This is a genomic window from Pedobacter sp. WC2423, from assembly GCF_040822065.1.
Classification (GTDB): Bacteria; Bacteroidota; Bacteroidia; order Sphingobacteriales; family Sphingobacteriaceae; genus Pedobacter.
Genome location: NZ_CP162005.1, coordinates 5,589,854 through 5,615,036, shown reverse-complemented (window position 1 = coordinate 5,615,036; position 25,183 = coordinate 5,589,854). Strand labels below are relative to the sequence as shown.

The window sequence follows — 25,183 nt, the reverse complement described above, 5'->3', positions numbered from 1 at the left end:
AGTTGTTCTTAGAAAGTTAAATTGATACCTGCAGTAAAGATTCTTGGCTGCGGATAACTACCGTAATCATACCCATAAGTCAAACCAGCATTCGCGCCGCCATGGCTGGAACTTACTTCAGGATCATAACCTTTGTACTTAGTAAATACGAAAGCGTTTTGTACGGTGGTGTAAATACGTAAGCTTTTGATCTTCAATTTCTCCGAAACTTTATCACTTAAGGTATAACCAAACGTAATATTTCTCAATCTGAAGAAAGATCCATCCTGTACAAAACGGCTGGATATAGCTGTGTTATCAAAGTTTCCAGGTGTTGGTCTTGGGATATCAGTGATCTCTCCCGGATTTCTCCAGCGTCTGTTCCAGTCTGCAAAACCGTTACTTGTTTTATTACTTCCGTCCAGTCCTGAAGCCAGGTTATAATTGAAGACATCGTTTCCATAAGAGAACTGCCCCATAATGCTCAGGTCAAAGTTTTTATAGGTAAATGTATTCGTAATTCCTCCATAGAAATCAGGGTTTGGGTTACCAATGATTCCACGATCTTTCGGATCATTCGGAGCACCAAGGCTTCCATCTTGTTTGATATAATCAATCATACCAGTCTGAGAGTTTACACCAGACATTTTCCATCCGTAGAATGAACCCAGTGGTAATCCTTCTCTGGCAATGTTTAATCCACCAACACCACCACTTAATTCTCCTCCTGGCAAGGAAACAACTTTATTCCTGTTAAAGGACATGTTTAAAGAGGTACTCCATTTAAATGCACCAACCAGATTCTGTGTGGTCAATTCAAATTCAAATCCTTTATTCTGGATCTTACCTACATTGGTAAAACGGTTGGCAAAGCCTGAACTCGTTGGCACCACAACACCAACCAAAAGGTCAGAAGTATTTTTAATATAATAATCTGCAAGTATCGAGATACGGTTGTTAAGCAGACCCACGTCTACACCGAAGTCCAGTTGTTTGGTCGTTTCCCATTTCAGGTCTTTATCACCCAGTACATTTGGTAAATAACCAGGATTACCCATATAGTTATTACTTCCGCTATATAAAGAATAACTCGCATAGTTAGGAATATTCTGGTTTCCTGTGATACCCCATGATGCTCTTAATTTCAGATTGCTGATCACTTTGTTAGTTTTCAGGAAGTCTTCATCTGAGGCACGCCATGCAGCACCAAAAGATGGGAAAGTAGCGTAACGGCTGTTTGTACCGAAACGTGAAGATCCATCAACTCGGAAGTTTGCTGTTAAAAGATATTTTCCTTTGTAATCATAGTTCACTCTTGAAAAACCAGAAGCGATACTCCATTCTTCAGGGAAAGAGTTTGCACCGGTAACTAAACCACCGGCAGAAATATACTCGATATCGTTAGATGGAAAATTAGAACGGCTTGCGTCTACAAATTGTACGCGTGATTGTTGAACTGAAGCTCCGGCAAGGGCATCAATATGATGTTCACCAAATGATTTCTGATAGCTCAGCGTAGTTTCATTGATCCACAATTGATCTCTTGTATTTCTTTGTGCACCGATTCCGCCTTGTGCTGCAAAAGAGCGGATACCGTTTGGCGGCATAAAGAAGGTTTCATCGATATAACTTAAATCTGCACCAAAACTTGTTTTTAAAGTCAGTTCAGGCATAAATTTATATTCTGCTGAACCACTTGCCAATACTCTGAATGTTTCTGAGTTGTTGACTGGTAATAATAACATGGCTAAAGGATTCTCACGGCTGGTATTTACCTGGTCGTAAGCATAACTTCCGTCAGGATTGTAAACAGGAAGGTTTGGCGGTGCAAAAATACCGGTTTTTGTAGAACCTTCTTTGGAATTTTCTTCCTGAACACGGTCGTTCAATGCTCTGGTCAGATTCACACGGGCAGAGAATTTCAATTTATCGCTATGTTGGTGATCCAGGTTGATTCTTGCACTTAAACGGCTGAAGTTAGAGTTCTGAATCACACCTCCCTGGCGCATATAGCCAATAGATGTATAGTATTGTGTTTTTTCAGAACCTCCACGTGCAGATAATTCATAGTTACGGGTTGGCGCTGTTCTGAAAATCTGTTTCTGCCAGTCTGTATTGATATTTGGGTTAGCTAATATTTGTGCTGGAACCGCAGTAGGATTACCGTTCGCATCCAGCAGGTATTTGTAATAGTCTTTCATGTAATCCTGGTATTCACCAGTATTCATCATCTTATACTTTCTCTCGTTTGGAACTTCAGAGAATCCTTCGTAAGCGTTAAAGCTGAAGGTACTTGTACCTGGCTGACCTTTTTTAGTCGTGATCAGCACCACACCATTTGCTGCTCTGGCTCCGTAGATGGAAGAAGAGGCCGCATCTTTTAAAATCTCTACAGATTGTACATCGGATGGGTTGATAGAAGCCAGGATATTGATTCCTTGCGTTCCTCCACCGAAGTTGAAGTTACTTCCGCCTGTAAAATTCGTTGTACTGTTCACTGGGATACCGTCTACTACGTATAACGGATCAGAACCAGCATTGATCGAGGTGGTACCCCTGATCCGGATATTTAAACCACCACCTGGTGATCCCGATTTCTGTGTAACCTGCACGCCTCCTGCTTTACCCTGAATAGCCTGGGTAATGGTAGGCATAACATCGTTTTTAATCTGATCAGACTGGATACTGGAAACAGAACTGGTCAGTTTGGAGCGGTTAACGGTTCCATATCCGGTCGCAACAACCTGTACTTCACTCAGCACTTTTGATTCTGTTGTCATCACCACATTAATGGTCTTGCGTTTATTGACGGGTTCTTGTTTAGTCTTATAACCCATATAGGCGAATAAGAGAATTGCGTTATCGCCAGCGGCGATCTTAAATTGCCCTTTACTGTCGGTAAGGGATTTATCTTTTCCACCTTTCACAGTAATGACCACACCAATCAGCGGGCCACCGGAGTCAGATACTTTACCACTGATAGAGTCCTGAACGGCTTTGCTGCCAGCTGTATCTTGTGCGGCTGTTTTAACGGTTGTATCAGGAACTGCTTTTTTAGCAGTAGTATCCTGAGCAGTTTTTTTAACCGTCGTGTCCTGAGCCACCTTTTTAATGGTAGTATCCTGAACAGGTTTTTTAACCGTCGTGTCCTGGACTACTTTTTTACGCGTAGTATCCTGGGCAACTTTAATTACCGGGATTACGGCACGTTTTGCAGTATCCTTTTTGATGGAATCTTTTTTCACAGAATCCCTGGGAATCGTGTCGGTTTGAAATAATACAGTCCTGAAACTTGACAGGTCTTTTCTATGGGCAGCTCCCTTTGTGAATTGGGTGCTGAATACCATGGCGAGTAAGCATACAAGGTACGGTAAAGGGTTTCTTTTCATCTGAAATACAAAATCTTTAAGTAATGAGCAAGTTATTAAGGATCCACAATAGCAATTTTCGCTCCATAGATTAAAATAGGATTAAAAACCTTGTTTAAAGTGATTTAAAAATGATCAATTGTTTTCAATTGTAGACATTATCTACAGCTTGTAGTAAGAATCAACACCATTTTGGATTGATTTAAAGGCAGAAAATTAATTTCAATAGCAGCGTAAGGGTAGAATGCAAACAGGTTGTCCTATGACTAAACAGAAAAAAATGTCCAACAAATATTCAATACCTCATTCGCTTAAATTTATGTTTAAGAAAAATCTCTTTTTCAAAAGATTACTTATCATTCTTCTGCTATTAACCGGCAAAAATGCAATAGCCCAATTCGGTCCCGAGAATACACTGGATGTTAATGCGATCTACGTCCCCCAAAGTAAATACACGCAGAAAAACGGACAGGTAGAAAATACAGAGAAAACTCAAAAAAGGATGGAGCTGAATTATAGTTTTCCGATTTCTACCAAATTCGATCCTGCTACCAAAAAGTTAGAAAAATGGACAGGTATTGTGAGTGGTGGTTACACGGAAATGTCTGGTAAAACCAATACCCAGGATGTAATGCCGGAAAAATTATTGAATACAATGCTTGGGGTAACTTATTTACGTACGATGCGAAATAAATGGGCGATGGTCAGCCTGCTAACTGCTGGTGTCAATACGGATCTTAAAGGAGTAGATTATCATGATTTTTTTATTAGCGGCGGCGTACTTTTCATCAAAACTCCAAGGCAGGGATTCTCTTATGGATTTGGAGCTTTTGTAGTCAATGCACTCAATGCACCTATAGTTTTACCCGGTTTGATGCTGCATTTGGAAACAGAGGGCAGATTCAAATTCAATATTGATATACCTACTGAGGTCAGCATTGCGCGTGATGTCACCAAAAAGCTAGAATTAAAGTTAGCGGTGAGGTTTAAAAATACGAGTTATGATACCGAGAATACGGTTGAGCCTAAAAGACGTTATCTAAATTACACGGAACTGCCTGCTGGTCTGGAAACCAAGTTTAAGAGTAAACATTTTGATTTTGTACTGGGTGGTGGTTATATGATTTTAAGAAATTATGAGCTTAGGGAAGGTGGTATCAAGAACTTATTTACAGAAGGACAAATCAACAAATTAGGTGGGAACTTCTATGTCAATGCTGGAATCAGGCTTAAATTTAATAAAGAAGGCAAATAAACAGTTTTTCAAGAAAAATACGAAGGCCGTTTCATTGTGGCAATTAGTCAGACATAGAAAACAGGATACGATTTGAAGATTAACTTATTTGTTTATAATTGAAAAGGGGTTCTGAATAATTTCCAGAACCCCTTTTCAATATTTAAGCTTGTTTTTGCTTCCGCTTCACCACCAAATAGCAGAGGTATAAAAGTACCAGCCAGCCCGGAATAAGTTCCACCGGAAGTTTCATTCCTGTAATCCACATGATCACCAGAATACCAACTAAAAAGACCAGGCAAATGTAATTGGATAATGGATAGATAAAGGAAGGAAATTTGGTTTTCACCTGCTCAGCTTGTTTCTGTTTTCTGAATTTTAAGTGGGTAATACTAATCATCAGCCAGTTAATCATCAGTGAGGAAACGACCAGGGACATCAAAATACCTAATGCTTTTTCAGGCATTAGTTTATTGATCACAATACTGATCGCTACAAATAATCCTGAGACCAGGATAGCTTTTAAGGGTACATGGTTTTTATTCAGCTTTGATAAAAAAGCAGGTGCATTTCCTTGTTCTGCCAGTCCAAAAAGCATCCGGCTGTTGCTGTATACACAACTGTTATAAACGGACAGAGCTGCCGTTAAAACAATCATGTTCAATACATTGGCAATGATACTGGTAAAATAAAAGGTCTTTCCTAACAGGTTAAATTGAAAACCTTTTAGGCTTTCAAACACCATCACAAACGGACTGCTGTCTGTGGTAATGTTTTTCCACGGAGATAAGGAGAAAAGTATAACCAGTGCACCTACATAAAAAATAAGAATACGGTAAATAACCTGGTTTGTTGCTTTAGGGATAGTCTTTTCTGGATTTTCAGCTTCAGCAGCTGTAATTCCAATGAGTTCTAATCCGCCAAATGAAAACATAATCAGCGCAATTGCAGAAAGCAGCCCCTGATAACCGCCTTTTCCGTCTGCGCTTAGCAGCCCCTTAGCAAAAAATCCGCCGTCATTCCAGAGGTTTTGTATATTGGCTTGTTCACCTCCGGATCCGCTAACCAATAGATAAACGCCAAAAAATATCATCGCAATAATGGCCACAACTTTTACAATAGAGAACCAGAATTCTACTTCGCCATAAACTTTAACTGAAGTCAGGTTAAGTGCGTTAATGGTTAGAAAAAAGAAAAGACTTGACGACCATAAAGGAATGGAAGGCCACCAGAAGTGGACATAAATCCCGATTGCTGTCAGTTCTGACATGCTGACCAGAATATAAAGTACCCAGTAATTCCAGCCAGAAGCAAAGCCTGCAAATGAACCCCAATATTTATAAGCAAAATGACTGAAGCTTCCTGATACCGGCTCTTCTACGACCATTTCGCCGAGCTGGCGCATAATAAAGAAAGCAATGATACCAGCCACGGCATAACCTAAAATTACCGAGGGACCAGCAAGTACTGCCGCAGGGCCTATTCCTAAAAACAAGCCTGTTCCTATCGCGCCACCAAGTGCTATTAATTGAATATGCCTGTTTTGCAAGCCTCTTTTAAGCTTATGATCGTCAGGTTTTTCGTTGAGTTGTTTCAATTTTTATGGAATTAATCTGATTGTAAAGGAGAGTTAATTTGGCACTATATACTAAATTCCAACAAAAATGTAAACTTATATCCATTTGAGCTATTAAAAGGTCAAATAAATTCAAATAGTTTCTTCATGTATCAGGACGGCTCAGATTATTGTACGGTAATATCTTTGCTTGCGGTTTTCCCAGCTACAGTTACTGTTACTTTACTATTGACATTTCCGAACTTTACAGTCACTTTGGAAGTCCCCTGACCGGAAGATATCGCTGCGTCCCCGGTCACACTCCAGCTATACTGACCAGCGATATAATAAGTAGCATAGTCTACACTATTACCTTTTTTTACCGCTTCAGGGCCTGCAATAATCAGCGACTGGGGCTCTTCATAGACCCCATCTTTGTAATTCTTTTTACACGAAAAGGTTAGCCCTGCCAATACTATTAATCCTGCTATGAATAGATTTCTCATAAATTCTGATTTTAATGGTTAATTACTTAATAACCCGGATTCTGGGTCAGGTTTTTATTCAGATCTCTTTCTTGCTGAGGAATAGGCCATAAGTAACGGAAGTCAGCCCAGTTACTGATTACCCAGTTAACACCGGGATTTCCAAGGTGCTTATTTTCCAAAGCTGATTTCAAAGTTTTCCACCGCAGCAGATCTTCAAATCTTACGGACTCCCCTGCCAGCTCGACTCTGCGTTCATGACGGATTCTTTCTCTCATCTGTTCTTTAGTCAATCCAGCCGGAAGATCAGGATTAGTAATTCCGGCACGCCTGCGAATTTCCCTGATGGCAGCATAAACTGTTGCATCCGGACCCGATACTTCATTTTGTGCTTCTGCATAAGACAAATAGGCTTCTGCATTTCTCAATACAATCCAGTTGTAGGGAATTGTCTTTTTAGGGAATTTATTCAATACCTCATTCGAAATCGTGTACTTTTTCCAGCCATACATAGTTGGTGTCCATGTTCTTTTCCAGGGAATACCAAAATAATCAGCACCTTCAAAATCAATAGTTGCAGCCAGCCGGGGATCTCTGTTTTGATACTGTGTAATATCTGTCCTGACATCACGATTACCTAATACAAAAGGAGTTCCATCCAAATTGTCATATTCATTCACCAGATTTTGTAAAACCTGTCCCCAGTTCCATCCTGCAGGAGCAGTAATGGCTTCTCCATTGTCGGTATACCTGGTATTGATCTGCGAACCAAAATCACCGTTATTATTTCCCCATTGAATTTCGAATAATGATTCTGGCAGATTTTCAGTACCGGGTTTATTAAACAATTCACTATAATCCGGATTTAATCCATAGTTGAGATCCAAACATGCTTTAGCAGAAGCCGCAGCTTCTGACCACATTTGATTTGCCATTTCCACCCGTGCTTTTAACACCAGGGCAGCGCCTTTTTTTACACGCCCTATATCTGCATTGCTATATTCCTTTGGTAAATACTGAACAGCAAATTTCAGGTCATCCAGAATAACTTTTAAAATTTCAGCTTTAGCGGTACGCACAGGCAGAACCGGATCTTCTGAAGGCAATTTCAGCATTAGCGGAACATCCCCATAACGCATAACCAGTCTATGGTACATAAATGCTCTGAAAAATCTGGATTCAGCCAGCAACCTGTTTTTTAATGCTTCATCCATCTGGATAGCGGGAATTTTAGCCAGCGCTATATTTGCTTTTGCAATCGTCGCATACGAGGCATTCCAAACTCTGCGTACATAACTATTGCTGCCTATAGCAGTCTCAATACCACTTGCCAATCCTCCATATAACGCGGGAGTGCCTTCCCCGTCCCATCTTTCGTCGTCTGTGAGCACACTTTCCCAAATATATACCCAGCCAAAATTATCCAGACGGTACATACTCCCATACACGGAGTTCGTAGCCAGAATTGCGTCATCGCTGGTTTTATAAAAAATTTCTTCGTTCACATTGTTAGGGTCCCGGACATCGAGCAGGTCCTTTTTACATCCTCCAAAAGCAATGGAAAGAATAATCAGTATGATATAGCTATAATAATTCTTCATGATTTTAACTTTAAGCGTTTAAAAAGTAACATTTAAACCAAGCGTAAAGGTTCTGGCTTGTGGATAATTAATGGCATCCCTGCCAACAGCATTCCCTTGTTCAGGATCAAGACCATAATATTTTGTCAGGGTAAGCAGGTTATCAGCTCCGGCATAAACTCTCAGCGAAGAAATCTTCAATTTGTTTAATACCGACTGAGGGATTTTATAACCGATTTCCACGTGTCTTAATCTCAGATAGGAAGCGTCCTGTACGAAATAAGAAGAGACGGTATTGGCCAGGTATTCACTTCCGGCAATAAGTCTGGGGTTTAAGTTTGAGGTCCCCTCTCCATGCCAGCGATTAAGTGCATAAGCGTAATTGTTATAATTTTGAAGATAATATTCAAAATATCCATAACCGTATTGAAGGAAATCTTTTTGCGCATCTCCTTGCAATAAGAAGTTAAAGTCAAAGTTTTTGTAATTCAGTCCGCCTGAAAGTCCAAAGGTGTATTTTGGAATACTATTCCCTAAAATAGTCCGGTCATTTTCATCTATTTTTCCATCGTTATTGATATCCTGGAATCTTAAATCTCCTGGCTGATCATTGACACGATGTGGATTAGCGGTAATTTCCGCTGCATTTTGCCATACACCGACAGACCTGAATCCATAGATTGAATTTAAAGGCTGACCAACCTGATTGACCAGTTCACCTGCCGCACCTATAATTTGCTTATCTGACAATCCATTAAATTTAAGCAGCTCATTTTTGTTATAAGAACCTGTCAGATTGAGCTGATAACCAAAGTCGGAAGATATATTATCTTTCCAGCCAATCAAAAGTTCCATCCCCCGGTTTTTCAGGATACCGACATTTTGTATTTGTGTACCCAGAATCCCCTGATCATTCGAAATACCCGATGTTGCAGGAATAGATACATTGGTGAGCAGATCTTCTGATTTTCTTTGATAGGCATCAAATGTTATGTTTAAACGCTTGTTCAGCAAAGTAGCATCCAAACCAATGTTAAAAAGTTTATTGGTTTCCCATCTGATATTTTTGTTGGGCAGGGTATTTATTGAACCTGTTTGTACTGCAGTATTGTTAAAGACATAACCATCTTTAATCTCTACTGTTGAATTATAGACGAAATTCGGGATATTACTATTTCCTGTCAATCCATAACTCACTCTGAATTTCAGGTCATCAACTACAGTTTTTAAAGGACTGAAAAAATCTTCAGCAGAAATTCTCCAACCCACAGAAGCAGAAGGAAAAAATCCCCACCGGTTAGCTGGTGCAAATTTAGAAGATCCATCTCTGCGTCCCACAGCTTCAAAAAGATATTTACCCTGGTAATCATAGTTCAACCTGCCAAACCATGATCTTCTGGAGCTGATGTCTGCGGTTCCTGTAGCTTTTACCTGTGAGGTGATATCTGTACCAAAGTTCAGCCAGTCGTTGGTCGGAAAGCCTCCGATCCGGTTCATTCTTGTTGCTTCTGAGTTTGATTGCTGCTCTTCATATCCTGCCAGAACCTTAAAGTTGTGAGCTTCATTGAAAGTTTTACTATACTCCAGTGTATTCGTCAGTAAATAGCGGCTGTCCTGATTATAAGTTTGTGTAAATTCTCTTTGCGAGGGTAAACGGCTATTCGATGCGATCACGTCTCCTTCGTAATTCCGGAACTCATAACTGGGACTGAAGGCTTTGGTAAGCACGGTTGATCTTTCATAAGTAATACTGGAACGCAGCTTTAAAGCCGGTAAAAATCTGTATTCTGCATAAGCGGTAGACAATAAATAATTTGCGGGGTTATTATTGGAATAGCCAAGACTGATCTCCCTGTCGTATACAGGATTCAATCCTGTATTTACAGCTCCTGAAGGATCATTCCGGCTATAGGCTCCAGGTCTGCCATCTGGGGTCATCAAGGGAATGGTTGGTGAAAAAATAGTCGCATCTGTAAAATCTGCCCCTCCCTGACTTTTGCTAAAACTGTATTGCGCTTGTAATCCTGTACTGAATTTTTCTCCAATCTGCCCGTCAATTTTAGTTCTGATATTTAAACGTTTGTACCAGGAATAAATAGCAGTACCGTTTTCATTGAGATAATTGGCAGAGAGCAGGTAGTTCATTTTCGGTGCTCCGCCAGAAATACCCACGTAATGTTCCTGCCTGATCCCTGTCTGCAGAATCTGATCTCTCCAGTTAGTCCCTTCTCCCAGGTTACGAATCTGATCATCGGTAAAAAGCGGCATTCTTCCCGAATTGATCCTTGCCTCGTTTTGAAGCATAGCATATTCTTTTGCATTTAACAATTCTGGCATATTAACTGCCTGGTTGAAGCCGGCTTTATAAGCATAATCAATCTTCGCTGTTCCGCTTTTACCACTTTTGGTCGTAATGATAATGACACCGTTGGCTCCGTTGGCTCCATAAATAGCAGAAGCAGAGGCATCTTTGAGTACAGTTACGGATTCTACTTCATCAGGACTGATCAGGTTGATATCGCCGGCAGGAACTCCGTCCACGACAATCAATGGAGAATTGTTAGTAAATGATCCTATACCTCTTATGTTTATAGTTGCGCCTGCACCGGGTGCCCCGCTGTTTCTATAAATTTGTACACCTGGCGCCCTGCCTTGTATGGCCTGGCCAATTCCGGTTGTACTGATTCCTTTAAACTCTTCCGCATCAATCCGCGTTACCGAAGCTGTCAGGTTAGCTCTTTTCTGTGCACCATATCCAACCACCATTACCTGAGACAATTCTGCAACATTCTCACTCAGTGCAGCGTTTGAAATCACCTGCTTTCCTTCTTGTATAACGATATCCTTAGTCAGCTTTACAAATCCGATACTCGAAAATGTTAAGGTGTAATTCCCGGCGGGGACTGCTGGAAACCGGTAATTCCCCTGAGGGTCTGTGATCGCTGTTTGAGCCCAGGTTCCATGCTCTATTTTTACCGTTACTCCTGGCAGTGGCTGCTTGCTTTTAGTATCTGTGACTGTTCCGCTTACTATGCCATCAACAATTGTTGTACGGTATTCACCGGGGATTATTTTCGGTTTTACAATAATCGTTTTTTCGGTTAGTGTATAAGTTAACGGTTTTCCTTCAAGACATTTTTCCATCACTATTTCGAGCGGAGTTCCGGAAAAATCGACATCCAGTTTCGCCGATGTATTTAACATTCTGGAAGAGACCAGAATATCATATCCTGTCTGGCGGGTAATTTCCCGGAACACCTTTGCTAAGGATGTGTTTTTCTGGCGAAAGGAGATACGCTGTCCAAAGCCGGCAGCACTCACCTGCATCAGAAGAGCAATCATTAAAATGGCTGTAAGTTTCATAACCAGCAGAAATTTAGACATGCAGGCAGAATGCCTGCAACTTTCTTCAGTATAAATTTTATACATTTGATTGTTTGGTTTATGTTTAATTAATATGTTCACTCAACAGTAAATTGATTATAGCCAATCATTTACAGAACCCGGACTGCAATCCTGGTTCTGTTTATAATTTATAATCAAATGAAATTCAGGGGTATCTTTTATAATTCATAAGGTTTGTTGGTTAGTTGATAGGTTTGACTTCAATCGTAAACTTGTCTTTTTCAGGAATTAATTTTTATTATTTCATCACGCGGATTGTTCTCCCTTCTATTTTAAAATGCACATCTCCGGTCAGCGCTAACATCTTAAGTACTTTGGAGACATGATCAAACCGGGAAACTGTTCCCCAATAGGTATTCTTTTTCATGTACTCTTGTTCATAGCTGATATCCACATCATACCAGCGGGCTACTTTGGTCAGTATACTGCCGAGTTCTTCATTGTTAAACATAAATTTTCCATTCTTCCAGGCAATTTCATCACTTGATTCGACTGAAATAATATGAAGCTGATCTCCGGAAAGGACAGCTTGCTGACCGGGCTTTAAAATTTGACCTTTGAAAGCAGCTGAGCCACCTCTGTCCGGGTCTGAAGAAACTATACGTACTGAACCTTCGAGTAAAGTAGTTTTACTTTTTTGATCTTCACTATAACTGCTGATATTGAAATGCGTACCTAAAACTTCTATAGTTTGCTTCCCGCTTTTCACCTTAAATGGCCTGTTTTTATTCTTGGCGACTTCAAAATAGGCCTCTCCTTTTAATTCAACATTTCTTTCTTTTCCCATAAAGCGTTCAGGAAAGCGCAGGGAGGATGCCGCGTTTAACCAAACCCGGGTTCCGTCTGAAAGTACAAGCTGATATTGGCCTCCTTTTGGCGTATTTATTAGATTAAACTGCTCTTGTTGCCCCGGCTTACCGGATTCATTTTCAGCGGTATAAACGAGCTGACCATCTTTCGATTTTTTAATCAGCATGCCTGGCAGATGGGTAATCAGTCCATTTTCTGTATCGTCTAAAATGATATGCTTCCCATTACTCAGACTTAAAATTGCTTTATTTCCTCCTGGCTTAATATCAGCGGTCTGTTCAGGATTGACGATCGCCTGTTGATGAGTGCGCCGGGGATAAAAATAAAATCCGGCAGCAACCAGCAGCAGAACTGCTGCGGCTGTGAGTCTGCTTTTGAAGAAATAAGGAACCAATTTTCTTTTTTTGAGCTGCCCGGAATTGGTTTTCTGATGGATAACCTCCCACATGGCCTTCTTTTTTTGCAGCGGGCCAGTTATGGAAACGAGCGGATCTCTTTTGAGTAGCTCTTCCATATAAAAACGCTCAACCAGCGCTTTTTCAGCTAAGGTACAGGTCCCTGCCAAGTAACTATCTATGAGCTGTTCTACCTTATTTTTGTCCATTCCAATATCTGGCTAATATTATCAAGACACCTGCCGGGCAGGCAGGGAGTAGATCAGCTGAAAATATTATTTACTAATTAACCAGATTATAAAAATTAGCTGTATCTGAGTCGAATTTAGTTTTAAACGAAGAATTTTTATGGCATTAGCCACTTGCTTCTTAACTGTTTTATCCGAGATCCCAAGAAGATCTGCAATTTCTCGGTGTGATAAATATGATTTACGGCTGTATTCAAATATTGCACGCATTTTTTGAGGAAGATATTGTATTTCAGATTCTATAGCACGTGCCAGATCTTTTTCATTGATTTGTTCGAGAATATGATTATCGTTCGTTTTTACAAATAAGGATAGGTTATCCATAAATTTGTGGTTATTTTTACGTTTACGGATCTCATTTAAAACTTTATGCCTGGCGGTAACGTACAGATATCCGGAAAGATTACTGGTAATCACTATGGCTGAAGATTTTGTCCAGAGTGCAACAAAAAGATCCTGAACCACATCCCCTGCTACTGCTTCATCTTTTAACATTTTCAGGCAATGGATATAAAGCACGCCCCAATACCGGTTATAAATTTCAGAAAATGCGCTATGATCTCCAGACTTTAAAAGTTCGGTCAGATCAAAATCAGACATTTCATTATACACAATCATTAATTGTTCCTCCGTATATCAGCCGTCTTGTTTAAGTTCTCCACTATTAAAGCTAAGCAGTTTTCATGACATAATTACGAACAGGTTTAAATTGCATAATATTATGGCAAAAATGCAAAATGCCTTAAGTTATCATTATTCTTTTAAGATGGCTTTCAGCGCTATACTAACACGTTTAAGAGATAACGGGAAATTTATCATATATTTCATCGCCAATCCGGCATTAATAAATTCTAACCTGACATTTGAATGAATACTAAAGTCAAGGGCTATTTTTGGGGATGTATTTCGTCTGCAACTTTTGGCCTGATACCGCTGTTTGCTTTGCCCCTGATGCGCAAGGGAATTCCTCATGATTCCCTTTTGTGTTATCGTTTTGCCTGTGCATCTTTATTGCTTGCGCTTTTTATGCTGTTTAAAAAGGAGTCCTTCAGAATTGCAAAAAGGGAAATTGTCCCTATGGCTGTTCTGGGTATATTGTATGCTTTATCAGCACAATATTTACTGGTGGCTTATGATTATCTGGGCGTTGGTACTGCTTCTACTATTCTATTTATATACCCGGTATTTGTCGCTATTTTAATGGCGGTGTTCTTTAAAGAAAAGGTAAGTTTGATTACTGTGGCAGCCATCGCAATTGCATTTTTGGGTGTTTGCTTATTGTATAAGGGAGATAATGGGGTCACGCTGAATTTATTGGGACTTGGTGCGATCTTAATTGCAGCAATGGCCTATTCCGTTTATATTGTAGCAGTTAATCAATCGAGAATACAATTGATGTCCGGCTATAAGCTCACTTTATATGTGATGGCTTCCAGTGCTGTTTTTTTCCTGTTCAAAGCACAATTGACTGTTGGTTTACAGCCTTTACCAGATATCAGATCGATTGTAGAGCTGGTCATGCTGGCGTTGCCCACCACAGCAATATCCTGCGTTGCCATGATATTTGCCGTCCAGTATGTGGGTTCTACAGTAACTGCAATACTTGGAGCTTTAGAGCCTCTGGTTGCTGTTGCTGTAGGTGTAATTGCGTTTAAAGAGGCTATTACACAAAATCTTGTACTCGGGATGTTATTGATCCTGATTGCAGTTATTATGATTATTCTTTCTGATTACCTGCACCAGAAGTTCAGCTCAAAAAGAGTTATATAATACTTGAAAATAATTAAACTCCCTGAAGATCTTATCATTAAAAAAAATATAGATGTATTGGCACTAAGATATCAGTACATCTTTGTATCATTGCATCTTTGTATAAAGAAACATTCAAATGAAGATTATAGCGATTATAAACCATAAAGGTGGCACAGGAAAAACTACCTCTACACTGAATATTGGCGCAGGTTTAGCACGTGCAAAAAAGAAAACGTTATTGATTGATATTGATCCTCAATCAAATTTGACAGAGGGCCTGGGATTAAGGGATGTCAAAGTATCTATTTATGATAGTATAAAAGATGATACAGCCCTGCCTATTGAATCAATCTCGGAATATTTAGACATCATCCCCTCTTCTTTAGATTTACTGGGGGCAGAAATTGAACTGGTTTCAAGACTCGGAAGAGAGACTATTCTGAAAAGATTATTGAAAGCTGTAGAAGGAAAGTATGATTATATATTGATTGATTGTGCACCTGCTTTAGGTATGCTGACTGTGAACGCGCTGGTTGCAGCAGACACAGTAATGATTCCATTAGAAGCTGAATATTTTGCTTACAGAGGAATTGACCGCCTGGTTTCTATTATCTCTGATGTCAGAAAACACTACAATGAAAACCTGACGATTGGCGGCGTGTTTATCACTAAAATAAATCCAAGAAGAATTATTACTGAGCAAATTACCGAAAGCATCAAAAAATATTTCAATGATAAATTATTTGCTACTTCTATCCGTATCAATGTAGCACTGGTAGAAGCACAATTGAAAGGAATAGATATTTTCGAATATGCTCCGGCATCAAATGCTGCAACAGATTATGCAAATCTGACAGATGAAATTATAGCTAAAATATAAGCGCATGGCAAAGAAAAACTTAGGTGACATAGAAGATAATAACAAGAACTTAGGAGGTGTATCTGCCTTATTCAATTCTCCCTCAAAAGAGAGCAGCACGAAAGAGGATAAACAGGTTATTCAGCCTGATGAAGAAATAGTGACTTATCCTTTAAGGCTTAAAAAGAGCTCTCTAAAGGCTTTAAAAATATTAGGTGCACAAAGAGGCGTTACGGTAAGAGAGTTGATTCTATCGCTGGTAGAAAAGGAATATGAAGTATAAATTGATAGTTGTACAAGATTGAATAGCTGTTTGATTACAACATACAGCTATTCAATTGTATTACCTTTTATGGACATATTTAGCAATTTTTGAATAGAGCTCCATTGGATTAAATGGTTTAGAAATATAATCATTCATTCCTGCGTCGGTCACCTGATTATTGATTTCTGCTAATACAGAAGCCGTTAATGCAATAATGGGCAATTCTTTAAATCTCTTTCCTGATAAATCCCTGATCGCTTTACTTGCTTCATAGCCATCCATTTTTGGCATCTGCAAATCCATCAATATTACATCATATTTATTTTTCTTTATCTTTTCAAGCGCCTCAATTCCATGAATTGCGTAATCGATATCCAGATCCCATTTCTTCATAAATTTACTTGCGACTATAGTATTAATCTCATTGTCTTCCACCAGCAGCACTTTAAAACCAGCAAGGCTTTCAAAAACTAAAGCTGGCATGATATAACCGCTTTTTTTCCGGCTCTTTCTAAACTGTAAATCAAAGAAGAAACTCGATCCTTTACCCAGGGTACTTTCTACAGAGATTTTGCCGCCTTTTAATTCTATTAAACGCTTGGTAATTGAAAGCCCAAGTCCTGTTCCTCCAAAATGGCGGGAAATATCCGCGCTCGCATGTGTAAAGCTTTCGAAAATATAATCTTTCAGATCCGATTCAATACCAATCCCTGTATCAGTGATTGTAAAACTTATATCGACCAGATCCTCTACTATTTTCTTCAGCGACAGGTCTATAATCACATAACCTTCGTTGGTAAATTTCAGCGCATTACTGATCAGGTTATTTAAAATCTGTGTTAATCTGACTGGATCCCCTACCAACATCTCTGGCAGATTCGCATCCATATTGATATTAAAAAAGATCTCCTTTCCTTCAGCATGTAAATGATGCGCTTGTTTAATACTATGAATCAGCTCAATTAAATTAAAATCTATCTTTTCAAGTGTGACTTTACCCAATTGAATTTTACTATAGTCCAATATATCATTGATAAGGCTTAACAAGCTCTCGCTGGAAAACTTTAATATATTCAGGTTTTCAAGCTGACCTGGCTTAGGATCTTCCTGCATGAGCAAATGGGTCATACCAATTACCGCATTCATTGGTGTGCGGATTTCGTGACTCATATTGGTTAGGAATTGTTGTTTAGCCAATATAGCCTCTTCTGCTTGCTGCTTCGCTTCCAGCAGCGCAGTTTCCGCTTCGCTTTGCTGAGTAATATTTAAGGCAAACCAGGTAACACTCCCCTGCTGACCGGGGCTGGGGAAAATATTACTTTGATAAACGAGTTCTTTGCCGCCTGCTTCAATTCTTGTTACAAACTGACCAGATTCTCCATTCAGTCCTTTCTTTAAGTCATCTGCTGTAGCTGGAAAAGCTTCAAAAGCATTTTTGCCAACAAGTTCATCGTTCTTCAAACCCAAATCCTGTAATCCAGAACCTATAGAACTTGTAAATATTCCTGCCGGGTCAACTTCATAAACTATAACAGGCAGATTATCCAATACGCCATTCAGCAGACGACTTTTGTCTTTTACCTCTTTTTGCAGCGCTACTTTTTCTGAAATATCCTGACAGCATACAGTCATACCACAAGTTTGACCTGACTGATCATACATCGGATTACAAATCATGCTGAAGGATGCCTTGTATAATTGCGGATCAGTAAATTCTTCAATGAATTCAATGGTTTCACCTGCCATTACCCGCCTGAATATTTTATGAATTCTGTCTCCATCCATACCACCATTCCTGCTCGCCATCAAAAGATAATTATCACCTATTTTAATATCCACACCTCTTCTCATCATTACTCTTTGCTGATGTGATTTATTAAAAGCGATATAATTAAAGTTTTTATCGAAAGCGAAAATACTGGCCCTTGTATTGTCCAAAACAGACTGAAGGGTAGCAATCTCTTCTAACAGTTTCTCCCTGGTTGGTTGTCCGGCACAAGTATCCGTCTCACTAATTCCTTTTAAATATTCCATTTTCCCTGATTAGATTTGCGTAGTCACCAACATGATATAACAATTAATCAGCCAGAAAATCGTTAGCCTCATCATATCAGGTTATTAAATTAGCTAAACATGTGCATTTTTTCAATTCATAAAGGATTGAGCTGATGATAAAAAGGAATTCCCACATCAAGAATAAATACGCGAAGCATCAGTGCTATGACAGTAGTGAGGCTTAGCACTATTTCGGAAAAAATGCTTCATTTCAGTATAAAAAAAGCAATTTCATAGTTACTCATCCTTTGTTCTTTATTCCGGTTTACAGGAATTATTATAATTAAAAACTTAAGCAATATCAGCCAGATCAGAAACCGGAAGAATGATAATACCAAGATAGAAGAAACTGTCTTTAATAATTCTTGTATTATCTTTGAGGGATGTATTTTAATCAGATTACCGAAGGCTCCGGTAGCAATTCTGACTACAGTTGTAATCACATTCAATTTTGAACAGAACATGATCAGAATTCAGTATCTCTAAAAGATTTAGCGATGCTGCCAGCAATATTCTCCCGTTTTAACCATACGTTTGCATCTAAGGCCCTTTTTCGTAATTCCTTTACACTGAGAACTTACTGCCGGCCGGTTATTCTTACTGGGTTTTGAAAATAAAGTTTTTACCGCAGATGAACTGCTCCTGCTACAAACACCGCAATTGCCACCCGAATTACAATGGGCACAATAGTTACATTAGCGGATTGCATTGAAGGAACAGACTTTATCTAATTTTTTGACTTAAATAATAATGCCAGAGCATCATGCTGGCAACTGTCCGGTAGGGTTTCCATTTTTCAGCAATGTTCAGAATTTTATCCTTGGTAATATTTGCCGGGAGCGATTTGACTCTTTTCAGGGCATTGACCGCAGCCAGATCTCCAGCTGGAAAAATATCTGCACGGCCAAGCACAAACATCAGGTAAACATCTACGGTCCAGTTACCAATACCTTTTAATTTGGTTAAAGCATTTCGCACCGCTTCATTATCCAGCTGATTGAATTCTTCAAGGTTAATTTGTCCATCTAATAAGGCTTTGGCTAAGGATCTGGTGTAAATCGTTTTTTGCCGGCTAAAGTAACATGCTTTGAATTCTTCATCGGTCAGAGACAATATATTTGCAGGTGTAAGTTCTGGTAACCGCTCTTTCAATTTGTTTAAGGCAGACAAGGCGGAGGCCAGAGAAACTTGCTGCTCCAGGATTATATGGACCAGGCTTTCAAATGTATTGGGTCTGGTCCATAGTGGAGGATACCCATAAGCGCTGATGATATTGCCCAGATCTGCGTCTGCTTTTGCAAGTTGATCGCAGATGGAATGGTATTCATATATTTCCTTAATCATTGCTTTTAAATATACTTCGGCTCAGTCGCTGCAAGATAGTAACGTCTTGCGTAATAATTTCTGCATCAGCCATCATTTTATCTTTTAATAGTATATGCCCGGGCAATGCAGATAAGTCATTGTTAAAATCGACCTTTGAAATGAAAATACTATCCTGCTGAGGAATAGGATCAATATATTTAATAGTACCTCTGATCGTACCATAGGTTTGATATGGGTATCTTCTTAATTTAATCAGCACTTGCTGCCCTTCTTTAACTTTGGTCAGCATATTTTCCGGAACAGCCATTTCTCCATAAAATTTCTGATCAGCTGAGGTATCAATTTTCAATGTCGTGATCACAAGGTCAGGATATTTGATAAAAGCAGATAGTCCGGTGATTAAAATCAACAGCACAAAAAACATAAAGATACCCCAGCGCAGTAACCAGGAAGGAACTGTGGTAATAATTTCTTGAATTGCAGGACTATGAATTACCTGCTCGCTATTTTGTTTTTTTACGGGTGACATTTTAAATGATGATTAAGTTCCTAACTCCAGCTGATTTTTGACAAGCAGATAATAAGCGCCTTTTAACTGGCTTAATTCCTGATGTGTACCTTGTTCAATGATACGCCCCTTATCGAGTACAATGATATTATCGGCATCCCTGACTGTACTTAACCGGTGTGCTACGATGATTACGGTTCTTCCTGTGAAAAATTCTTTGAGGTTATTCATGATTGTCCACTCATTATTGGCATCCAGTGAATTCGTAGCTTCATCAAAAAAGATATACTCTGGATCTTTGTATACGGCACGGGCTATTAACATCCGCTGAAGCTGCCCCTGGCTTACGCCATTACCTTCAGCACCAATCATTGTATTTAAACCCCGCGGCAAACCATCAATAAAATCCTGAATGTTAGCAACTTTGATTGCATGATTCAACTTTACCGGATCGGCAGGTATTTCACCGACGGCAATATTACGTTCAATCGTATCAGAAAATATAAAGCCATCCTGCATCACTACGCCACATTCATCACGCCATGCTTTATAGCTGATACTATTCAATGATTCATTTCCAATGTTGATTTCACCTTCATCGGGTTGATAAAATCGTAACAATAACTTCAGAATTGTAGTTTTTCCACTACCACTCATCCCTACAATTGCAGTGGTTTTACCTTGTGGAATTTTCAAGTCAATATTCCGGAGTACGGGCATATTTCCTGTTCCGGGATAACGAAATGATAGCTGCTCAATGCTGATATCTTTTTGAACAGGAAGCGTATCGTTCCATTCTTTATCATGCTGTTCTTCATCATCCATCTGATAAATTTCATTTAAACGTTCTAAACTGATTCTGGCATCCTGAAAGCCTTGTATAAAACCAAGCATTTGTTCTATTGGCCCGTTCAGCTGTCCAATAATATATTGTACTGCGACCATCGCACCCAGCGTCATATTTCCGTCTATTACTGCCCTCGCGCTTAAAAATGCGATCAGCAGATTTTTCCCTTCGTTAATTAACGTTGAGCCACCTTGCTGATACTGGCTCAAAGCAAGATTTTTTACGTTAACATTAAATAAACTGGCCTGAATATCTTCCCATTCCCACCTTTTCTGCTGTTCGCAGTTGTTGAGTTTAATCTCCTGCATGCCTGTAACCAGCTGCACTACATTACTCTGATTTTTTGCCGATATTTCAAAGCTTTTATAGTTGAGTAATTTCCGGCGATTTAAAAACAGAACGATCCAGCCCATGTATAAGCTACTGCTGATCAGAAAGACAAAAAAGATAGTCATATTGTAATACGCGATGACTACAGAGAAAATCAATAAGTTAAAGATAGAAAACAGCGTAGTTAATGCTGTGCCTGTTAAAAAGGTTTCTATCTTTTTCTGATCATTCATCCGCTGCATAATATCACCAGTCATCTTGGTATCAAAAAAGACCATAGGGAGCTTCATCAGCTTAATAATGAAATCGGTCAGGATAGAAATATTAACCCGGATACTGATATGCAGTAATATCCAGGAACGGATAAAGTCTACGCTGATCCGCCCGATAATCAGCGCACCTTGTGCAATAAGAATAACATATATAAAATTAAGATTACGGGTATTAATTCCGACGTCCACAATGGATTGTGTTAAAAATGGGGCAATCAATTGTAAGATACTTCCCGCAGCCAAACCGAAAAACAGTTGAATAACCAGCTTTCGGTAGGTCATAAAATAGCCAAGCAAAAATGACCAGCGAACTTCACTGCCTGTTTCATTTTCATGTGCATAAAACTCAGGAGTTGGAGTTAAAGTTAAGGCTATGCCTTCATCAGGACCATCCTTATCTATCCAATTGCGGGAAAAGTCTTCTGCATTAAGTTTGACATGCCCATTTCCTGGATCAACAATGAAGTATTTATTGTTCTTTATTTTATAAAGTACCACAAAGTGATTTTGTCTCCAGTGCAGGATTACCGGCAACTGAGTTTCTTCCAGCCCCTTCAAGCTGGTAATGATTGCATCGGAATCAAATCCAATCTTACTGGCAGCATTATGGATACCTAACAGGGATACTCCCTCTCTGTTGATTTCACAATATTGCCTCAATGTTTGCACTTTAAAACTACGCCCATAATGTTTAGCTACCATGCGAAGACAAGTGGGACCGCAGTCCATCAGATCGAATTGTTTATAAAAAGGAAAACTCATGAAGCGTCTTGTATTTATTATTGAGTAATAGCTAATTTAGGTACATGGGTTGAAATAGCCAGTTGCGAGCTGTAATATTTTTCCAGAAAATGATAAATAACCAATTCATGTTTACGCGGATTATTAACCAGCAAACGATTCAGATACATATGCAACAGACTTTCCATCAGGTGATCGGGTGGTGTCTGATTACCTGATTTAAGCAGGATAGTTTGATAAACCAACCTGTTCATAGCTGATCTTTTTTTATAAACCGCCACAGCTTCTTCAATCTCATTTAATTCATCTAAATCAGCATTCATATGCAAAAATATATTTTTCTGTTTTTGACGATATTTCTCATTCAATTGTTTTTGCAAAGCTGGATCGCCGCCAAACTCTCTGAAAAAACCCATTTGCAGTCTTTTTAACAGCTCTTTTTTTTCAAGAATTGTATAACCGAAATCTGTTAAAAGCATATCAGCTCCTCTGAGTGCAAATAAAAACCGGTATTCTTCCAGTTCAGGACTATCCAGTAATCTGGCAAATTTGAGCACTGCCAGGCTATCATTAAAAAACAGAGATTCTACCTCTGCTATGATAGGTGCACCATAACGTTCCAACTCTCGTGAATAAGTGTCCAGCACAACTTTACTGATCAGGTTACTGGCTAACAGAGGTTCCAGCACTTCCATAAATTGCTGTTGAACTTTCAGCTGCTTTGCCAGGTCTGAGTTGTAAAATCTGACCCGGATATGGAATGATTCATCGATATACCTGATGAAATGAAATTTCTCAAATAAGTTTTGTCTGATGCCGTCTTCCACAAATTCAAGCAGTTCATTTTTCAGTATTTTTTCACCTGCTGTGGGCCCGCAATAAATTTTAAAAAATAACCATTCACTAAATGGAGAAAACTTCCTTTTAACCGGAATTTCATTCTTTAAAGAGGTAAAATCACTTTTCAAAGCATGGTTCACCAGACTCTTATCCAAACCTACATCTTCTCTTTTTAAAGGGATAATCAATTCATTGGTATGCGGATTTCCATTTGCATCGCATACGATACAGTTTTCATTGGTAAAGAGGAATTCTTCAAGCTGTACACTTTCATATCGTTTCAGATAATGAATGAATAAGTCGGCACCTGCCAGCTCTTCCAGGTCAATTAAAAGCTTATTGTCGTGTTCCACATAAGCAACTTTTTGTGGGATATGGTATTGAATTCTTAATGCCCGGCAATAGTTTAAATATTCATTTCTCTCTTTCGGAATGGCCGGCAGCTCTTCTTTTTTAAGAATCCATCGCGCTTTTCTGACGATCAGGTTTTTATAAACAACTCTTGGCAGATAAGTTAATGAAGACAACACCCCCCAGTTCCAGGCATCAGGTTGTGCTTGTCCTTGTGTTTGCAAGTCGCATAAAAACTTATAAACTGGTAAACTTCGGGTGGAGAAATTATGGGCAGAAGTAAGTTTGGGAATAATATATTTATTGTGTTTTCTGCTCCTCAAAAGTACCTTGTTGTTTTTAACGCAAACCATAATATCCTCTACAGGTATTTGATTTTCTGCCGTTAAGCCAGATTTACCGATATAAGGTATTTCATAATTTCGCAACAAAGGCCTGAGCAGCACATTACCAACTCTGGCTTGTGGAAGATGCACAATATCTGCGTAAATATGATCCGGGAATTCCTTTTCTTCTTCTTTAAGGATTTCTTTTGTAAAATCGCAGAGTTGCTGGTCTCCATGTGCAAATCTGGACAGGAGATTGCCCGAAGAAGTACCTCCAAAGCTGGAAAGCTCAAAAATGAAGTTTTCTGCATCAAGCTTACCACCAGATTTCAACAAACTTCCCATCAGGTGTAAGCTGTTCGAAAATTTATAATTTGTAACCTTGGGTTTAAAAGATTTTAATTCTTCTTCAGTAATTTCAATAGTTGTTTTTTGATGTTGAAGATAGTCGTTGTGTTTGTGCAGTACAAATTCTTGTATATAATCGAAATTAATAGTTTTTGCAGCAACAGGGCCTTTCAAAGTGAGGTTTTCAACCAGGCTGTTTTCACCTGCCGATGACTGATCACTTCCGGCATAACCAATTCCCAGCTCTGCATCCAATGCGAATGATAGCGGGACTTCTTCAAATTCATAACGTGCCGAAAACTTACTTTTAAAGTTATTCAGATCCCTGCCCTCACCCGAAAGGCTCAGGGCGTACAAGTCTTCGGTTTGTTTAAGAATACGATCAATAATACTTTGATCAATTGTGTGCGCTTTCGCTGCAAAGAAAAGATCGGTCTGCAATAGATTTGATGGAATTTGTATGGGGAAATCGAGTGCTTTTAAGCTATCTTCTATTTCTTTATAGTAGCCCACTCCTGCCTTTGGATTCTTGATCAGCTGTTGAATTCCCTTCAATTTCAGGAGTAATTCATCGACTTGATGCAGCGTTTCCAGCTGTTCTATTAATACATTCAGGGGATCTTTACCGGTAACACAAGGTTCTAAGTCTGATAAAATGAGTTGAGAATCTACCATATCTGCAATAAATTCAGCAGCCTCTTCCAGGCTTATATTTTCATGGCTTTTAAGTATTTGTGCCAGACTTTCGAGTGTAGCTCCTTTTTGAGCTGTCAGCAGAATGTCTGTAATATAATTTGTCTTTTTTATAGAAGTCAGCTCGTAAACGCGCTGAGTATCTATCAAAGAATAAGTTGCATAGCGATAACTGTCAGGAAGTTCGTATAAACTATTATTAGTATAAAATTTAAGCTGGCTGACAATTTCAGGAACTGTATTCAGATAGGTGATCATCTCGTTAAGATAGTTCATATCCAACCGGACACTACGGATATGCTGATCAGCATGATCCAGCTGAAGATTTGTTTCTTCTGCCTTGATCGCGATCAATTTAACGCCTGCCAGTGTTCCATATGGTGTACATCTGCTACAGCTGCGCAACCAGTATTTGGCAAAGGATAGTTCCAGTTTTTCTTTTTCTTTCGCGGTAAGATCATTCTCTTTCAACAGCTCTTTCCAGAATTCGGGAGAGGATAAATAGATGCCTTCCTGAAGTAAAGTTTGTCTTTCTGCTGAAAAATCATTGGCTAAGTTCAGGCTCTGCAGTGGAGTACGCAGTAAAACAAAAGAATAACTTTTAATCATAT

The 25,183-nt window shown here is 39.1% G+C and carries 16 protein-coding genes; 4 read left to right on the top strand and 12 right to left on the bottom strand.

Annotated elements, in window-relative coordinates; genetic code table 11:
- Positions 1 to 8 precede the first annotated feature (8 nt).
- Entirely contained in the window at positions 9 to 3,368 is a 3,360-nt protein-coding gene (locus AB3G38_RS23525; RefSeq protein WP_367866133.1) for a SusC/RagA family TonB-linked outer membrane protein, read from the bottom strand.
- Positions 3,369 to 3,666: 298 nt separating this feature from the next.
- Here AB3G38_RS23525 and AB3G38_RS23520 point away from each other — a divergent pair, with 298 nt between their 5' ends.
- Complete coding sequence (locus AB3G38_RS23520) at positions 3,667 to 4,602, top strand: DUF6268 family outer membrane beta-barrel protein (RefSeq protein ID WP_367866132.1); 936 nt, start codon at positions 3,667 to 3,669, stop codon at positions 4,600 to 4,602.
- Between the two features lie 142 nt (positions 4,603 to 4,744).
- On the opposite strand, the gene AB3G38_RS23515 is transcribed toward AB3G38_RS23520, so the two are convergent.
- The 6 genes from AB3G38_RS23515 to AB3G38_RS23490 form a co-directional block, all read right to left on the bottom strand.
- Positions 4,745 to 6,178 carry an amino acid permease gene (locus AB3G38_RS23515; protein ID WP_367866131.1) on the bottom strand — a complete coding sequence of 478 codons (1,434 nt, stop codon included), beginning with the start codon at positions 6,176 to 6,178 and terminating at the stop codon, positions 4,745 to 4,747.
- 146 nt (positions 6,179 to 6,324) lie between these two features.
- Positions 6,325 to 6,642 (bottom strand): hypothetical protein, encoded by a 318-nt coding sequence (locus tag AB3G38_RS23510; protein ID WP_367866130.1) that lies wholly within the window; start codon positions 6,640 to 6,642, stop codon positions 6,325 to 6,327.
- A gap of 26 nt (positions 6,643 to 6,668) precedes the next feature.
- Positions 6,669 to 8,222, bottom strand: a complete 1,554-nt coding sequence (locus AB3G38_RS23505; protein WP_367866129.1) for a RagB/SusD family nutrient uptake outer membrane protein — start codon at positions 8,220 to 8,222, stop codon at positions 6,669 to 6,671.
- 18 nt (positions 8,223 to 8,240) lie between these two features.
- Positions 8,241 to 11,630 carry a SusC/RagA family TonB-linked outer membrane protein gene (locus tag AB3G38_RS23500; RefSeq protein WP_367866128.1) on the bottom strand — a complete coding sequence of 1,130 codons (3,390 nt, stop codon included), beginning with the start codon at positions 11,628 to 11,630 and terminating at the stop codon, positions 8,241 to 8,243.
- 214 nt (positions 11,631 to 11,844) lie between these two features.
- A complete protein-coding gene (locus AB3G38_RS23495) occupies positions 11,845 to 13,020 on the bottom strand; it encodes a FecR family protein (protein ID WP_367866127.1) in 1,176 nt (391 codons plus the stop codon).
- Positions 13,021 to 13,086: 66 nt separating this feature from the next.
- Entirely contained in the window at positions 13,087 to 13,677 is a 591-nt protein-coding gene (locus AB3G38_RS23490; protein ID WP_367866126.1) for an RNA polymerase sigma factor, read from the bottom strand.
- A 249-nt stretch (positions 13,678 to 13,926) separates the two neighbouring features.
- Here AB3G38_RS23490 and AB3G38_RS23485 point away from each other — a divergent pair, with 249 nt between their 5' ends.
- The 3 genes from AB3G38_RS23485 (at position 13,927) to AB3G38_RS23475 (ending at position 15,953) form a co-directional block, all read left to right on the top strand.
- Positions 13,927 to 14,829, top strand: a complete 903-nt coding sequence (locus AB3G38_RS23485) for a DMT family transporter (protein WP_367866125.1) — start codon at positions 13,927 to 13,929, stop codon at positions 14,827 to 14,829.
- 118 nt (positions 14,830 to 14,947) lie between these two features.
- Entirely contained in the window at positions 14,948 to 15,691 is a 744-nt protein-coding gene (locus AB3G38_RS23480) for a ParA family protein (RefSeq protein ID WP_367866124.1), read from the top strand.
- 4 nt (positions 15,692 to 15,695) lie between these two features.
- Positions 15,696 to 15,953: a hypothetical protein gene (locus AB3G38_RS23475; protein ID WP_367866123.1), complete on the top strand. Its 258-nt coding sequence runs from the start codon at positions 15,696 to 15,698 to the stop codon at positions 15,951 to 15,953.
- A gap of 60 nt (positions 15,954 to 16,013) precedes the next feature.
- On the opposite strand, the gene AB3G38_RS23470 is transcribed toward AB3G38_RS23475, so the two are convergent.
- From AB3G38_RS23470 to AB3G38_RS23450, 5 genes are all read right to left on the bottom strand, one after another.
- Complete coding sequence (locus AB3G38_RS23470; RefSeq protein WP_367866122.1) at positions 16,014 to 17,969, bottom strand: ATP-binding protein; 1,956 nt, start codon at positions 17,967 to 17,969, stop codon at positions 16,014 to 16,016.
- A 744-nt stretch (positions 17,970 to 18,713) separates the two neighbouring features.
- Positions 18,714 to 19,334, bottom strand: coding sequence for a DNA-3-methyladenine glycosylase (locus AB3G38_RS23465; RefSeq protein WP_367866121.1), 621 nt, complete (start codon positions 19,332 to 19,334; stop codon positions 18,714 to 18,716).
- Positions 19,327 to 19,845: an HlyD family efflux transporter periplasmic adaptor subunit gene (locus tag AB3G38_RS23460; RefSeq protein ID WP_367866120.1), complete on the bottom strand. Its 519-nt coding sequence runs from the start codon at positions 19,843 to 19,845 to the stop codon at positions 19,327 to 19,329. The genes AB3G38_RS23465 and AB3G38_RS23460 overlap by 8 nt, the downstream gene beginning before the upstream one ends.
- A 12-nt stretch (positions 19,846 to 19,857) precedes the next feature.
- Complete coding sequence (locus AB3G38_RS23455) at positions 19,858 to 22,035, bottom strand: peptidase domain-containing ABC transporter (protein WP_367866119.1); 2,178 nt, start codon at positions 22,033 to 22,035, stop codon at positions 19,858 to 19,860.
- 17 nt (positions 22,036 to 22,052) lie between these two features.
- Complete coding sequence (locus AB3G38_RS23450) at positions 22,053 to 25,181, bottom strand: lantibiotic dehydratase (RefSeq protein ID WP_367866118.1); 3,129 nt, start codon at positions 25,179 to 25,181, stop codon at positions 22,053 to 22,055.
- Between the last annotated feature and the right edge of the window lie 2 nt (positions 25,182 to 25,183).